At 35.3% G+C, this 14,648-nt stretch carries 14 protein-coding genes; 3 read left to right on the top strand and 11 right to left on the bottom strand.

Translation table 11 applies throughout. The annotated features are described in order from the left end of the window. Positions 1 to 10 precede the first annotated feature (10 nt). Positions 11 to 2,536 carry a DUF5686 and carboxypeptidase-like regulatory domain-containing protein gene (locus CG11_RS20165; protein WP_081909610.1) on the top strand — a complete coding sequence of 842 codons (2,526 nt, stop codon included), beginning with the start codon at positions 11 to 13 and terminating at the stop codon, positions 2,534 to 2,536. A 50-nt stretch (positions 2,537 to 2,586) separates the two neighbouring features. Here the strand turns inward: CG11_RS20165 and CG11_RS20160 are convergent, their stop codons facing one another. Beyond that, positions 2,587 to 3,633, bottom strand: a complete 1,047-nt coding sequence (locus CG11_RS20160) for an MBL fold metallo-hydrolase (protein WP_197043891.1) — start codon at positions 3,631 to 3,633, stop codon at positions 2,587 to 2,589. 31 nt (positions 3,634 to 3,664) lie between these two features. Here CG11_RS20160 and CG11_RS30395 point away from each other — a divergent pair, with 31 nt between their 5' ends. Continuing rightward, positions 3,665 to 3,868 (top strand): hypothetical protein, encoded by a 204-nt coding sequence (locus tag CG11_RS30395; RefSeq protein WP_052598643.1) that lies wholly within the window; start codon positions 3,665 to 3,667, stop codon positions 3,866 to 3,868. A 204-nt stretch (positions 3,869 to 4,072) separates the two neighbouring features. On the opposite strand, the gene CG11_RS20150 is transcribed toward CG11_RS30395, so the two are convergent. The 10 genes from CG11_RS20150 to CG11_RS20105 all read right to left on the bottom strand — a co-directional run bounded on the left by CG11_RS20150 (position 4,073) and on the right by CG11_RS20105 (position 13,491). After that, positions 4,073 to 4,615, bottom strand: a complete 543-nt coding sequence (locus tag CG11_RS20150) for an HAD family hydrolase (RefSeq protein ID WP_052598642.1) — start codon at positions 4,613 to 4,615, stop codon at positions 4,073 to 4,075. A 90-nt stretch (positions 4,616 to 4,705) separates the two neighbouring features. Continuing rightward, positions 4,706 to 4,945 carry a Fe-S cluster assembly protein IscX gene (gene iscX, locus CG11_RS20145; RefSeq protein WP_052598641.1) on the bottom strand — a complete coding sequence of 80 codons (240 nt, stop codon included), beginning with the start codon at positions 4,943 to 4,945 and terminating at the stop codon, positions 4,706 to 4,708. A 107-nt stretch (positions 4,946 to 5,052) separates the two neighbouring features. Beyond that, positions 5,053 to 5,397 (bottom strand): 2Fe-2S iron-sulfur cluster-binding protein, encoded by a 345-nt coding sequence (locus CG11_RS20140; protein ID WP_052598640.1) that lies wholly within the window; start codon positions 5,395 to 5,397, stop codon positions 5,053 to 5,055. Between the two features lie 784 nt (positions 5,398 to 6,181). Continuing rightward, positions 6,182 to 6,832, bottom strand: a complete 651-nt coding sequence (locus tag CG11_RS20135) for a hypothetical protein (RefSeq protein ID WP_052598639.1) — start codon at positions 6,830 to 6,832, stop codon at positions 6,182 to 6,184. A 64-nt stretch (positions 6,833 to 6,896) separates the two neighbouring features. Then, complete coding sequence (locus CG11_RS20130) at positions 6,897 to 7,340, bottom strand: DUF2141 domain-containing protein (RefSeq protein WP_052598638.1); 444 nt, start codon at positions 7,338 to 7,340, stop codon at positions 6,897 to 6,899. A 248-nt stretch (positions 7,341 to 7,588) separates the two neighbouring features. Further along, on the bottom strand, positions 7,589 to 9,505 hold the full coding sequence (locus CG11_RS20125) for a DUF4974 domain-containing protein (RefSeq protein ID WP_052598637.1): 1,917 nt from the start codon (positions 9,503 to 9,505) through the stop codon (positions 7,589 to 7,591). Then, complete coding sequence (locus CG11_RS20120) at positions 9,468 to 10,472, bottom strand: FecR family protein (protein WP_052598636.1); 1,005 nt, start codon at positions 10,470 to 10,472, stop codon at positions 9,468 to 9,470. Before CG11_RS20120 ends, CG11_RS20125 begins: the two co-directional genes overlap by 38 nt. Positions 10,473 to 10,657: 185 nt before the next feature. Then, on the bottom strand, positions 10,658 to 11,230 hold the full coding sequence (locus tag CG11_RS20115; RefSeq protein WP_052598635.1) for an RNA polymerase sigma factor: 573 nt from the start codon (positions 11,228 to 11,230) through the stop codon (positions 10,658 to 10,660). Between the two features lie 258 nt (positions 11,231 to 11,488). Continuing rightward, on the bottom strand, positions 11,489 to 12,811 hold the full coding sequence (locus CG11_RS20110; RefSeq protein WP_052598634.1) for a hypothetical protein: 1,323 nt from the start codon (positions 12,809 to 12,811) through the stop codon (positions 11,489 to 11,491). A 140-nt stretch (positions 12,812 to 12,951) separates the two neighbouring features. Then, on the bottom strand, positions 12,952 to 13,491 hold the full coding sequence (locus CG11_RS20105) for an RNA polymerase sigma factor (RefSeq protein ID WP_052598633.1): 540 nt from the start codon (positions 13,489 to 13,491) through the stop codon (positions 12,952 to 12,954). Positions 13,492 to 13,754: 263 nt separating this feature from the next. Between CG11_RS20105 and CG11_RS20100 the strand changes: the two genes are divergently transcribed. Further along, on the top strand, positions 13,755 to 14,597 hold the full coding sequence (locus CG11_RS20100; protein WP_052598632.1) for a peroxiredoxin: 843 nt from the start codon (positions 13,755 to 13,757) through the stop codon (positions 14,595 to 14,597). The last annotated feature ends 51 nt before the right edge of the window (positions 14,598 to 14,648 follow it).

The raw sequence follows: 14,648 nt of genomic DNA, 5'->3' as shown, positions 1-14,648 counted from the left end.
ATTTTAATTTATGAATCTTCAAAAAAGACACTTCTTTTGCTTTTACTTCATCTTAAGCAGCCTTCTCCAAACAGTATTGGGGCAAGATCTAATCCCTAATACAAAGGTTTCTGGTGTTGTTAAAGATGCAGAGACAGGGGAAGTTTTACCATTTGTAGATGTATTTTTTGTTGGAACTGACATTGGAAGCACCTCTGACATAAATGGCTACTTTGTCCTAACCACCAAGGAACCTGTCGATAGCATTGGCTTTTCTTATTTGGGATACCAACGCAAACATTTGCGCATCACGACCAATACAACACAAGAAATTAATGTTCAGCTTTCTGAATCTAGTTTAAATCTAGTCACAGCTACTGTTACAGCAAAACGAGGCAAATCCAAGAAAGATACCGCAGCCATTGCATTGTGGCGCAATGTTGTAGCTAATAGAAGTACCAATAGTATAGATAATGCAACCAGTTATCAATACAAGGACTACATCCAAACTGGCTTTGATTGGTACAATCCTGATCCTAACATTGTCAAACTAAAATTCTTACAAAAGCCCTTTAGTGTTATCAATGATTATATCCGAACAGAGGATACGGGAGAGCCTTTTTTGCCTGTCTTGATGAAAGAAACGATTAAAGAGGTTAAGTATCAAAAAGAACCAAAGGACAAGAAAGTAAAAATTATCGCCGATCGTTTTTCTGGGATTGACAACGAATCTCTCTCCGATTTCATTGGAAATGAGTTGGATGAAATAGACCCGTACAAAGACATGATTATCTTAACAGGAAAGTCTTTTGTAAGTCCTTTTGCTGCTACTGCAAATATTAATTATAATTTCTTTATTACCGATAGTGTAGAACGTAATGGTGATCAATATTACTTGCTAACATTTGTTGGAAAACGCCAGCAGGATTATACGTTTTTAGGAGGTGCATGGATTCACAAGCCAACCTCTGCTATAGAGTCCATTGATCTTGAAATCTCGCCCTACATTGCCCTTAACTTTATTCAAAAATTAAATGCGGTTCAATACTACACACCAACGGAGCAAGGTGTTTGGGTAAAAACAACTGAAAACTTAACAGCTACCGTAGCCATTGATTTTTTTGATTTTGGTAGAAAAAAAGCTAAAAAACGCAAAAATCAAATGAGGATTCGCAAAAAACTATCTCGACACGAAGTGGCTATCAATCCTGTATTTGAAGCAGATGCTTTTCAAGTTGAAGACGTACAGTTTGCCGAACAATCAGCCGAGTTAAGCGACGAAACATGGGACTCTATTCGCCCCATTCCCCTAGATAGCATGAGTTTGGGAGTTTACGAAATGATTGATTCCATACAGCGCACTCGCTTTTACAAAACAATGGATGCCATTGTCTATACAATGATAACCTCTTACATCAAAGTTGGTCCTATTGAATTTGGAGAATATCCTGAGTTTGTAAGTTGGAATGAAATAGAGGGCGTTCGGTTCAAAATGGGTTTAAGAACAACCAAATCCCTTAGTGATAAAATCCAAGTACACGGTTATGCTGCCTATGGTTTGAGAGATAAAGAGTGGAAATATGGTTCTGGTTTCAATGTACATCTCCCTTCCAAAAATAGAAAATGGAATATGCTCTCAGCAAATTATCAGTATGATTTTCAGATGATGGGGCAACGTAAGATTTCTATGCAGCACGATAATATTATGAATTCTTTATCTCGGGCTACTCCTATGGATCGCTTGATGAAAATTCGAGAAGCAGAGCTTAGTTATGAACGAGATTGGTTCATGGGTTTCTACAGCAAAATAGATTATCGCTGGCGGCGTTTTTACTCTACTCAAGGAGGCTTTCAATTTACTCAAAATAATGGCGAATTTCCTGTTGCTTCTTTTACTACTTCTGAGTTTAAAGTGAAACTACACTGGGGACATCAAGAACGTTTTTGGACGGATAATGCTGGCTTTCGCAGAGAGCCTTTGGGTACTCCTTTTCCTATTCTTGAATTAGAATATACCGCTGGTGTAGAAGGAATTTTTGAAAGTGATTATAATTATCACAAACTAGATTTCAGCATCAAACAACGCTTGAGTTCACTAATTGGTTATACCAAATATCAATTGCAAGCCAGCAAAATATTCGGGGAAGCTCCCTACCCTGTTATGACCGTACACTTAGGGAATGAATCAATTATGGGCAACCGATTTGCTTATGCGATGATGAATGAATTTGAGTTTGTTAGCGATGCCTATGCTTCTATTTGGATTACCCACCATTTTGATGGGTGGATTTTTAACAGCATTCCTTTGATCAAAAAACTAAAACTGCGGTCTATTTTTATTTTTAAAGGCTTGTATGGCGTCATGTCTAGTGATAACAACAATCCTTATGATATTCCGCAAGGAATCTCTGCACCTAACTATTATGCAGAAATTGGTTTTGGTATTGAGAATATTTTAAAAATACTTCGAGTAGATTTTATGTGGCGTTTAACACAACTGGATGCACCTGAGGTGCGTCCTTTTGGTGTCAATATTAGCATTGTTCCCAAATTCTAAAGCATGGGTTTTAATTGTAGTAGTTTGTTGAAATTGGGGAACAAACAATATCACTTATTTTCCCACCAAGCTTTGGTAGGATATGTTGCTGTTGCTTTTCCCAACACAATTTGCTCTCCTATCATTGGTGTCGTTGCAGGAATATCAAACTCTTTCGCCTTTGCTAAAAAACGCTCTACGGGTGACGTCCAACTGTGCATGGCCAGTGTAAATGCTCCCCAATGAATTGGCATAATTAATTTCGCATTAACATCCTCTGCAACACGAACTGATTGCTCTGGAAACAAATGATTTTGGCGCCAATAACGGCTGTATTGACCACATTCTATTAGTGCAAAGTCAAACGGTCCATACTCAGCTCCTATTTGTTTAAAATGTGGTCCATATCCACCATCTCCACTCAAATAAATATTATCCAAACTTCCTTTTATAACCCATCCTCCCCACAGCGATTCAAAACGATCATTCAAACTACGACCAGAGTAATGGTGCGAAGGTGTCAAAGTGAATGAAATGCTATCTAAGGTTGCTGTCTCATGCCAATTTAATTCTTCAATTTTGGAAACAGGTACGTCCCATGTTCTAAAATGAATGTTCATTCCCAAAGGCATATAAAACTTCTTTACTTTATCCTTTAATTTGAGAATAGAGGGATAGTCTAAATGATCATAATGATCGTGTGTCATTAATACAGCGTCAATCGTTGGTAATTCTTCTATCGTTAGTGGCAATCCTTTGCTGTAACGTTTATCGCCAATAAAAGATACAGGCGACGGTACATCTCCAAACATAGGATCAATTAAAATATTTTTGCCATCCATTTCCAACAACAAGGTGGAATGCCCAAACCAAGTTACTCGAGTGTGTTTTGGTTTTTGTTCCAAAGATTTTGGGTCTATTTTGACGTAAGGAATATCAAAATTTGGTCGTCGTGTTGACTTGGGATGCAACGAATCATCTATAAAATCTGGTGCTTCTGTTACCATAAACTGTGGCATCAGATTTGTAAATTTTCCTTTCTTATGATTCGGATATTGACTATATTTTTGTTTTTGTTCTTTTGTTGGCTTTCCTCCAAATACTTTCGCAAATTTCACAAAGATCATTAGTATTATAATTAAAACAACTATGAGAATTAGTAAAGAAAGCAATATGGTTCCTAGTATTTTGAGCATAATATGTTGGTTGTGTAATCAGGAATTGTTTCCTTCCTCAAATAAGTTGGATTTGAATACAATTTATATTGCTAAGAACAAAGATATTTCCCAAAAGGTTTTGCCAAATGGAAGTACTTTTATTTTTAAGTTGGTAGGCACCAAAGGAGAGGTTTGATAACTTTCTTGTCATCAAGTTGCTACAAAAGGAAGGTAGTATTTTCCAATCGGCGGAACGAAATAAGAAGGAGCGTCCAAATTCTTAACAATTGGACATCCAAAATAGAACCCATTGGCATTTCATCTTAAAAGATTCTATATAAACCATTGGCAAAAAAAACATACTAACCTGACTTTTAACAAAGTACCAAGGAAGCCTTCGTTAAAATTCGCTGGGTTTGTCTTTCGTCAAATTGACCACATCGGTTTCAATCCATTTGCCCTGTACTTTTAATATTTTCTCAATCAAATCCCTAACACAGCCTTCGCCTCCTTTGAAAGGAGAAATATATTGGCAAATTTCTCGAATTTCAGGAGCAGCATTCGCAGGGCAGGTAGGCAAATGGACTAGACGAAGCGGTTCGTAATCTGGCAAATCATCCCCCATATAAACGGTAGAAGACAAATCCAAGCCATAAATTTCTATCAACTCATCCATCGCTTCTAATTTGTCTTGCATGCCACTATAAATTTCTTGGACACCCAAGTTTTGCAAACGCTTGATAACCCCTTCTGATTTTCCTCCCGTAATGATAATAAGGCGGTATCCCTTACTAATGGCATACTTAATCGCATAGCCATCTCGTACGTTCATTTTACGCATTAGTACACCATCCTCAAAAATATAGACAGAACTATCCGTCAGCACACCATCCACATCTAAAATAATGGTGTCAATATCATGTAATTTATCTAAGAAAGACATTAAGAGATCAATATTAACAACTCGCGTACAACAAGTTACACACGAATCCTGATAAAGTTAAAAATTACCAATCGTTTGCAAATAGTTTGGCTATTGATTGTCACGCCACTCATAAACCCATTTTGCTTGGATTTGCTCTAAGTGATTTTCGTTGCAATCTTCTCTTTTACCTTCAAAGTTGGGCAGGGATAAAATCCATTCCAACAAATCTGTGAAACGAATACGATAAATTTTGGATTCTGTAAATTCATCTCCAAATTTCTCATACAATCCCATTGCAATGTCTTCATGATCTGACCAGTGAATGGGCAAGTTTAATTCAAAACTCATTTTAAATTTTTTATAGTGTTTTATCATAATAGTCCGACACTATCTTTCAAGTGCGGTCAAACCTCTTATTAGAGCATTGGCACGCTCATTTCTTCCTATCCAACTAATTAATGTTCGTGTCCAATAATTCTAGATTGATCAGGCACCAATACCTCTATAACCACATTGTCATCGTCTTCCAAAAGGTTGCATTGACAAGATAAACGAGATTCGATACGAGGATCTAAAGCACGATCAATAAAATCTTCTTCTTTGTCAGAAATCTCTGTCAGAAAATCCTCTCCTTTCTCAATATAAACATGGCAAGTGCTACAAGCACAAACCATTCCGCAGTTACTGTTAATGTGCATCCCATTATCTTCTGCCAAATCCAATATATTATCCCCAACCATTCCTTTCACTTCTTGTGTTGGGATATTCTTATCTTCAAATTTAAATCTTACTATTGCCATTTTGTATGTATATGCTCAATTGAAGAGCTAGTTTAACGTCCATTATTAGGATAAGCGTAACCATGCTCCAAAAATAATATTCTTTGTAGAACCAATTGGTATCCGACCATCTTCTCCAAAGAACCATTTAAAGCTTTATTTTATTCATAAAACTCATTTAAGGCTGCAAAGCTACTACATTATTATTTAAGTTGTTTAAAAATAAGCCAATATTCTAAAGCACACTTGTTTTTAGTCACCTCTTATTTTTGAATATTCTTATTATTAATGCCATACAAGCCAAATTGTTCGCAGAAATACAAAAAAAAAGCTGCTACTTCAAAAGTAGCAACTCTATATAGCTCCTGACAAGTGTGCAAACTGTTTTTATTTAAAACTCAAGGTTAGGTTCTTGGGGTATTAATGAAATGTATAGGGTACATTTTTATTACCTTCCGAAACCGACCCAGTGTCGGGAGGTCTCTTTTAGATTTTTGGTAGTGATATTCATATCGACAAATGTACAATTAAAATTTAATTCTAGGTTAAAAAAGGCAGTCTTTGAATACTTTTTTTTGAACTTTAATAATTCTATAACATTTATTTAGTTTTTGTATCCAACTTGAATCGTACTTTTTCACTTTAAAAGTGCGTTTTTTCAAACAAAAACAAGGTAAAACTAATTATCAGTCTAAAAATTTTATAGACAAAACACCTATTTTTTTCTACTAAAAAAAGCGTTAACACATTAATTTTTTTGCCATAAAAGATAGCTTTAAATCATTTTTTTTGAGCATTTTGAGATTTATTTTTTTGCAAAAGGTTGCCTTCTTATTTCTTCTTTCCATCTTCTAAATTTATAATCTCTAATATCTTCCAAAATATTATAAATTGTCCTTGCCCAATAGTTCCGAAAACCAAACCCTCCTGCTTCTCCCGATGTTTGAGCGGAGAACAGAACCTCTTTAGTTGCTACATCAAAAATAACGATATATACATAGGCTCGTTCTCGAAACTGATTAAAACTGTGAATGACAAACGAAACGCCATATTGGCTTTTCATTGTTTGGGTATTGTATTGGTTGACAATGCCCTGTAATTTTTTTTCAGAAAAAGATTGTGGCGAGGCATTGGTAAGTAGCGTTTCTGATTTTGTCTGTTGATTCAAATGATCGACAACATCAAAATTATAGCTTAGGTTTTGTTTCATAAATGCTCTCTTAACATCATATTTTCTGGCTTCTTTAATCAACAAGTCATTCCAAGCTTTAAAATACTTTACCTTAATTTCTTGGGGAGCATTTTTGGTGTTTAACCCCACCATTTTTGCCTCCGAAAAGTCCAAACCAATAAATTCCACCTCGGCATCAACAGAAGTAAAAAATTCTCTTGCGTCTTGAGCATGACAAAATAAAGTTGTCCATAATAAGCACAAGCCAGTCGCTAAGCATCTCATATTGTTATTTTTTAACCAATCAACTGGCTGATAAATTCTTCTCAACCAATCTCCTTACTACCTTTTATTTGAGTAAGGCAATTTCTATTTCCAAATCTTTTTTTACTTCGATGACGGTACTTTTAAAAGAAGGCGCACTTAGGATGGGTCGAATGTTATTAGAAAAACCATAACGTTCTGTTGGAATACCAAATACGTTTTTGTCACAAATACCATTCGAATTATTATCGTGATACAAAGCCACAGCATAGTTTCCTTTTGGAAGTTGTACCGTATGCCTTAAAATACTGTTGTTAACATCCAATACAATCTTTTTATAAACACGTTCTGGTGTTAAAAAGCCATTTTCATTATTATATACAGCAATTCTAATTTGTCCAGCATTTTGCTGAAATCCTGTTACTTGAATCGTAAAGTTGACATCCTGCCCTACTTGCGCCATACCAACTCCCGTTATTAATAGCAACAATAGTGTTATGTAGATGTCTATTTTTGTTCTCCTTCCCATATTTTATATATTTTATAATTCATAATTCCCTACCAAGTCCTTATTTTCTTTTAATAAGTCCCTTTAGGGCATAGCTTTCCCATTAGCAGATTTTAAAAAATCTACTTTAACATTACTTTACAACAAGTTTTAGTAGTGTCTTAGGATCAATGAACAGATGTAATTATGCTACAAAATATACCTACTGGCTAACAAGATATTTCTAAGTCACAATAGTTATGCACTGCTACTATTACGATGGAATATACTTAGAATCTTAATCCAGCAGTAAGACCTATCCATAATTTAAGATTGGTTCCTTTTTGGTTCGTTTGGTCAAACAAAGTGTAAGGCATGATATTAGAGCCATATCGTTGTGTTTCTTCATTGTATAAACCAGAGACTAATGCATTAAAAACAGGTCCTACAAAAAAGCTAACTCGATCTCGAACTCGAACATCTAAGGTTGTTTTAAACTGATTGAGTAAATTGAGTTCTTTCGTCCATAAGTCATTCTCATTGACATGAGAAGTAAGTAATTCAAAATTAAGATGTAGCGCTTTGTTTAAATTAAGTTTGGTACCAACACCTACGCCAGCCGTCCAAGTAAAAACATTATCAGCACTCACTCGCCATCCTATTTGTAAAATATGATAATAACGTTCGAAGCCAAATTTTGCTCCTAAGTTAACATACATCGCATCCGTACCAAATACTTCTATTCGGTTGTATCCGTTCTTATTGACAATATTAATGAGTCCAATAGGAGCTCCTTTAATACTATCTGCTATATTGATTAAGCCAAGCATCAAACCTTGAGCTTTTTTGGCATGGTTAATTAATCCAATTTGGAAACCTTCCAGTTCTTTGGTGGTATTAATAACCCCCATTTGCACCCCTTTAACATTTTTTCCGATATTCAAACCTCCTAATTGCGCCCCATCAACCGATTGAGCAGAATTAAAAAAGCCACCTATTTGAAATTGTGCTTTGGCACTAATGTTAAACAAACCTGCAAACTGAACAGCACTTTTCCCTCCCCATGCAATGTTGCCAAAGCCAGCAATTTGCGACCCGTACAATTTACCATTCGCAAAGTTGAACAAACCTGAAACTTGGAAACCATATACATCGGTTGCGATATTACTCAATCCTCCAAACTGCATACCATACAAATCTCTAGCTATATTACCTAAAATACTGACTTGAGATCCATATATATTTCCTCCCAAATTCCACAACCCTGCAAATTGAAGCCCGACAATATCGCCTTTAACAACATTTAGAATAGCTGAAGCTTGCGCTCCATACAAATGCCCTTCTGCATTGTTAAAAAAGCCTCCGATTTGCAAACCGTGTACGTGACGCTTAATACTATTTCCAACTAGACCAAATTCAAATCCATTCACACCACCATTAATGCCCCAAATCAAATTAAATGAGAAAACATTAAATCGGCTTCGATGTCTATTGCTAGACAAAAAAGGCAATACAGAAAATTGCCCAAAGGAAGTTTTTGTGTTTCGGTATTTACCTGGGTCTACATGGTTAGGCTCTTCTTTTTGTAGCGTATCTCGATAATAAACCCCATTTATCTCCTCTGTATTAATTGCCTGAATAGGATCGGTAGGAATAGGGCTTCTACGAAGCTCTTCTTCCTCTAAGGATAAATCTTTGTTTCCAATGATTTCAGAATGAATATCAAAATCAAACAGTGTTCCCCTTTCTAGAGTTTCTTTATCCCGTTCTTCTCGTATCGCTTCTCTTCTTTTTTTACGTTTCTTGCGTTCGTTTCTTTTTTTATTTTTATTCGAGCCAGGTTTGAGTACCAATTGAGAACCAATAGTTCTGTATATGATATTATTATCCTCAAATAACTGTTCTAAGGTTTTTTCTAGGCTTTTACCTTCGCTGTGAAACGATATTTTTTCATTGAGTGCTAAATGGTCATTTCCATATGAAAAATGTACCTGATAATCAGCACTAATTTGCGCCAAAATTTCTTTTAAAGAAACTTTTGAAAAATGCACATTAACCCTCTGTGCATCAGAGGGTTTCTGTGCATACAATCCCAAAAAAGATAACAGCAAAACTACTGTTACTATATTTTTCTTATTAATCATGTGAATGCTTGTTTCTCGTAAAATTTTATTCACATCCTTGACCAATAAGGATATATTTCTCATCTACTTTCTTGATTTCCAAATCAGTTGGAAACGTAAAAGCTATGGTATTAAATACTTCTCCTAGTTTTGGTTCTTTGAAGGTTCCTGTATAATGACAATTTAATATCTTAGGATCTCCCTCAATTTTTACTTCAAAATAACGTTCCAACGTTTTAATCACACTCCCCAATTCCGTATTATCAAAAACTAGTTCTTGTGTTTTCCAAGCCACTGAATTATTGGTTGGTTCAACCGTTTTCACCATTTTTTTAACTGTTGCATCATAAACAACCGTTTCATTTGGCAGTAACAGAACCGACTCTTTGTTTCCTTCTTGAACGCTTTCTACAGCAACTTTTCCTGTCACGACAGCTACCTCCACTGGAGTTTGGTCATAAGCACGTATATTAAACGACGTACCCAACACTTTAGTTTTTGTAGTGCTTGTATTAATTTCAAACGACTGACCGTTCTTTTTTGTCACATCAAAAAATGCCTCTCCTTTTAAATCAACTGTTCGAACCTTAAAATCTTTAGCATAAGCCAAAGAAGAGTTTTCATTCAACAACACCAACGATCCATCGGGCAGAATTAATTCTTTTTGCTCTTGCTCTCCTGTTTCTACAATTTCCAAAACAGTTTCCACACTTACCGCATTCCGAGAAGCAATCCAAAATACAGACGTTGCTACCAAACCAGCGATTACCGCAGCCTTCCAATAAGAAGCCAAACTTCGCCATATAGTAGGTTGAGGTGTTTTAACTTCTAATTTTGCTTCCAATTTATCCCAAGCACGATTGGTATCGACTGGCAAATCTTCTGCATAATTTTTAGATAAATTCCAAACTTCTAGCGTTTCCTCTACAAATGCTTTTTGTGCATCATTCTCATTTGCCCATTGCTCTAACTGCTCCTTCTCTTCTAAAGAGGCGCTTTTTGTTAGTACTTTGCTAAGGAGTGTAAGATATTTGTTATTGTTAGAGTCCATATTTTTCTGCTTTCTATTAATGATGATGCTATTTTCAGCCCTCCCCCCTACATCAAAATATTTTTTTTAGAAAAAAAATACTTTTTTATAGTTTTATCTAATGTAGTGGGAAGTCAAATGTGCTGGTAAGGATGCCAAAGAGTAAAAAGAAGTGTAAAATGCGTAACGTAAGGTTGAGGCAATTGCTAAAAATACCACATACAAAAAATTAAAAAACTACTTAAATAGCTTTTTAAGGCTTTTCGTAACGTTTTTAAAGCTTTTGAAATTTGATTTTCGACAGTTTTAGGAGAAATGTCTAATTTTTGGCTAATTTCTTTGTAAGACAATTCCTCAAAGCGACTTAACATAAATACCGCTTTGCACCTTGGCGGTAAGGTTTCGATTGCCCTATTAACTTCTGCCTGCAACTCGTTATCAAGATAAGTATCCTCACCACTAATTGTTAGAGGGCTGTGATAATCCGCCACTTCCTCTATGGTGTATTTTTTATTTTTACGTAAATACCCCAATGCCTCGTTTACTGCCATTCTGCGAATATAAGCACCCAATGCTCCTTGAATATCAATCCTATCCCGCTTTTCCCATAATCGCATAAATACATCTTGAGCCAAATCTTCTGCTATTCCCTGGTCAGATACAATCCGAAATATGGTACGATATACAATAGGATAATGCTCTTGAAATATTTCTTTCAAAGCAGTCTTATCATTCTCTTTTAAACGTCGTAATAAGTCGTTATTATTCTCTTGTGTCATTTAGTGAATTAGGTACTTACAAGACTAACTGTAATAAACTATAAAGCTTCAAAGTTACGTAATTTTATACAGCAAAAAAAGCCTATAGACTTTTTATATAATCACCCATTAATTATAATCATTCAGGGGCAGAAAGTACAAGCTTAGTTTTTTATTGAGGAGGAAATGCGCAACGTCCTAAAATACAAAAGTTGTTATCTCAGAAAGATAACAACTTTTGTAAAACGAGTATATTTAATAATTTAGTATTGCATGAACCTAATCTTTATAATGCATGGTCCGCATAGACTGAACATTCGATACTCTATTTCGGTTCTCCAAATAGCGTTGTTGGTCGGTTGTTAGAAAATTATGATTATTGGTAATAATAACCGAATAACCATCCAAACCACTTTTCTGAATAATTACTTTATCTGGATAATTTTTAGACATCTGCTGTTCAAAAATAAAGCGTTCATTATCAAAAGTAGACAGCATATAATCTACAGTTGTTTTATCTTCATCTAGGCTCATTACTAAAAAGATTTGATTGTCTCTAAATTCGATTCGCATAACTTCTTCAAAAATTCGTTCTGCGCTGTTAGACAATTTATATCCTTTGCCAACTAGAGTGGTCGAGTTTTTAAGTGTCCACATTTCGTAAGACTTCCCTCCTATCTCATTATCGTCCTCCCATTTACCCAACAAAAATCCAAAAGGATATAAACGTTGGTGGGCTGATGCCATCGGAGATTTTATTTTCTTTACTGCCTTCTTTTCTTTTCCGACAATTTTTCCCCTTCCTGCACCTCTTTTTCGAGTACTTGACTTAAATTTTTTCGTAGCACTAATCGTTTCTTTATCTTTTGATTGATTCAAGACCTCTTCCACAACGCTATTATTGTCTATCGTGTTAGCAATTTGAGGAATATAATTTCTGTTGTAATTTAAATCCTCTTGCTCCACAGGAACATCATTTTGGTACAAATCTGCTCTAGTATTCGTTGGTATGTTTGTCGTTCTTGCCAAAACTGTTTCATCAGGTATTTCAGGTTCGATGACAATCAAGTCATTGACTTCTTTTTCATCTACAATTTCAATATCGTCCAATTCAATTTTCTTAGAAGAAGAAGTAGAATTTTTCACTGTATTAGGAACCACAATATTTTCCTTCAATACTTTTTCGTTCACCGCTTCTACAATTTTTTCTGCTTGTTGTACTTCCTCCTTTGCTTTTTCTGCTTCTGTTTTAGCAGGAAAATCTTTGTACGACTCGTAAGGTTCTTCTTCTGTCTCCTCTTCCACATCTGTATAAATTGCCAAGGGAGCTTCTAAGGTTTTTTGATCCATATTAGAAGTTTCTATAGATCGGAACATATAAGCGACACTAGCCAAAACAACCAATACAGAGGCTGCTGCTAAATACTTTGATAAACCGATCACCTTAGTAGCCGAAGTGGCACCTCCAGTTGTGTTTTCAGTGACAGGTAGCTCTTGATCTAACTGCATTTCTAATTTAGACCAAAGGTCGTTAGAAGGCGGTTGTTCTAGCTTGTCCTGATTTTTTATAAACAGTTTAGAAATGTAATCATCTCTGCTCATAATTAATTAATTATCTTTGGTTGGTTTCTTTTAATCATTTAGTTCTATTCTTGTCTAACAAGTTGATGTTTATTTCCTTTATGGGTTCAAACCCAATTTATTTGTAATATGTTTCTGAATCTTCTTATTTTTTAATTTTTTTAATTGCTTCCCAATTGTTCTGATTTTTTAATCATTTCCTGTAGTTTCTTTTTCGCCAAAATCAACTGCGATTTAGATGTATTAATACTAATGCCAAGTTGTTCTGCAATTTCTCTATGCTTGAATCCTTCTATAACGTACAAGTTAAAGACGGTTCTGTACCCAGTAGGCAATTGTTCCAATAAGTTCAAAATATCTTGTGCTGCTAATTCATCTTCTACATTTACTTCCACTGCCTTCACAGGCAATTCGCTAATATCAGCATGCTCATTAAAACGATAATTTTTTCGCAAAAACATCAATGATTCATTTACCATTACACGTCTGATCCACCCCTCAAAGCTTCCATTGCCTGAGTAGGTATCAATTTTTTTAAACACTTTGCAAAAAGCTAACATTAACACTTCCTCTGTGTTTTCGACTGTTTTGACATAACGCCTACAGACCCCAAACATTTTGGAAGAGAACCGCTCGTACAAAGCCTTTTGCGCCAACCTATCGTTGCGCTTACATCTTTCTATGAGTTCTTGCTCCGTCAAATGATTTCGTTTTAAATGATGCTATTAACCCAAAACAAATTGTGGTGGTTTTAAGGTCAACAGTAGAGTATTATTCCTAGACTTACAATTCTTCTTTTAATTTTGCCCATTATCATAATTCATCTCAACAGATTGAATTACTATTTTTTGTAGTCTATTCAAGTATTAAGATGCAAAATACAATTTTTTTGGTGTACTTTGATGCTCAATAAAGTAAATTTATTTTCCTAGCAAGTTATAACGCAATTTAAATCAGAGATTTTATGGATTCTTTAAAAGGTCTTTTTATTAGCCTCAGCGTCACTTTTATTGTCATTGGCACACTCTATTCTGGCTATACATATCTAACTCATACCAATCAACTAGCTTGGCTTGGTAATCTTATTAGTTTTGGTACAGGCTCCATTTATTTTGCAGGTATTTACCTAGTTGCCACACCAAGAACAAGTAAAAATATGTGGTCGACTTGGTTATTGCTATTATTAGGAACTAGTTTGGTCATATACAGCACCATAGCCCTCTCGAGTAATTATTGGGCACTAATTTTAAATGTATGTATGTTGGGCTGTTGGTGCTTGTATACATATTGGGCAACAGATTTTTCTAGTCGAGACAAAACCTTACTCAAAATTGGGAAAAAAATGCCTTTGGTTTCGTTTAAAACCCCAGAAGGCGCTGAAGTTTCTATCCAACAATTCTTGGGAGCTCCAGCTATTTTTCTATTCTATCGTGGCAACTGGTGTCCGTTCTGCATGGCACAAATCAAAGAATTGGCACAAGAGTATCAGCAAATAAAAGCTCAAGGTGCTGCTTTAGTTTTTATCAGCCCTCAGTCTCCTAAACACACCAAAAGTTTAGCTAAAAAGTTTGACATCCCAGCTCAATTTTTAATTGATGAAGATTTAAAAGCCGCCCAAAAACTTGGTTTGTTTCACTCAAAGGGTACTCCTGCTGGCTTTGAGGTATTAGGATACGACTCTGACAATGTTTTGCCAACACTGGTTGTTACAGATAAGGAAGGAATCATTCGTTTTGCAGACCTAACGGATAATTATCGCTTGCGACCAGAACCTAGCCAATATCTAGACTTGTTGAAACAGCTATAAATATAAAAGGTTATACATGTAAAAAGTTATGAGAACAGTTACTATATCTTT

The sequence above is a fragment of the Aureispira sp. CCB-QB1 genome (genome assembly GCF_000724545.1).
Taxonomy (GTDB): Bacteria; Bacteroidota; Bacteroidia; order Chitinophagales; family Saprospiraceae; genus Aureispira.
The sequence above is the reverse complement of the archived record's forward strand: the minus strand, read 5'-3'. Positions and strand labels throughout refer to the sequence as shown.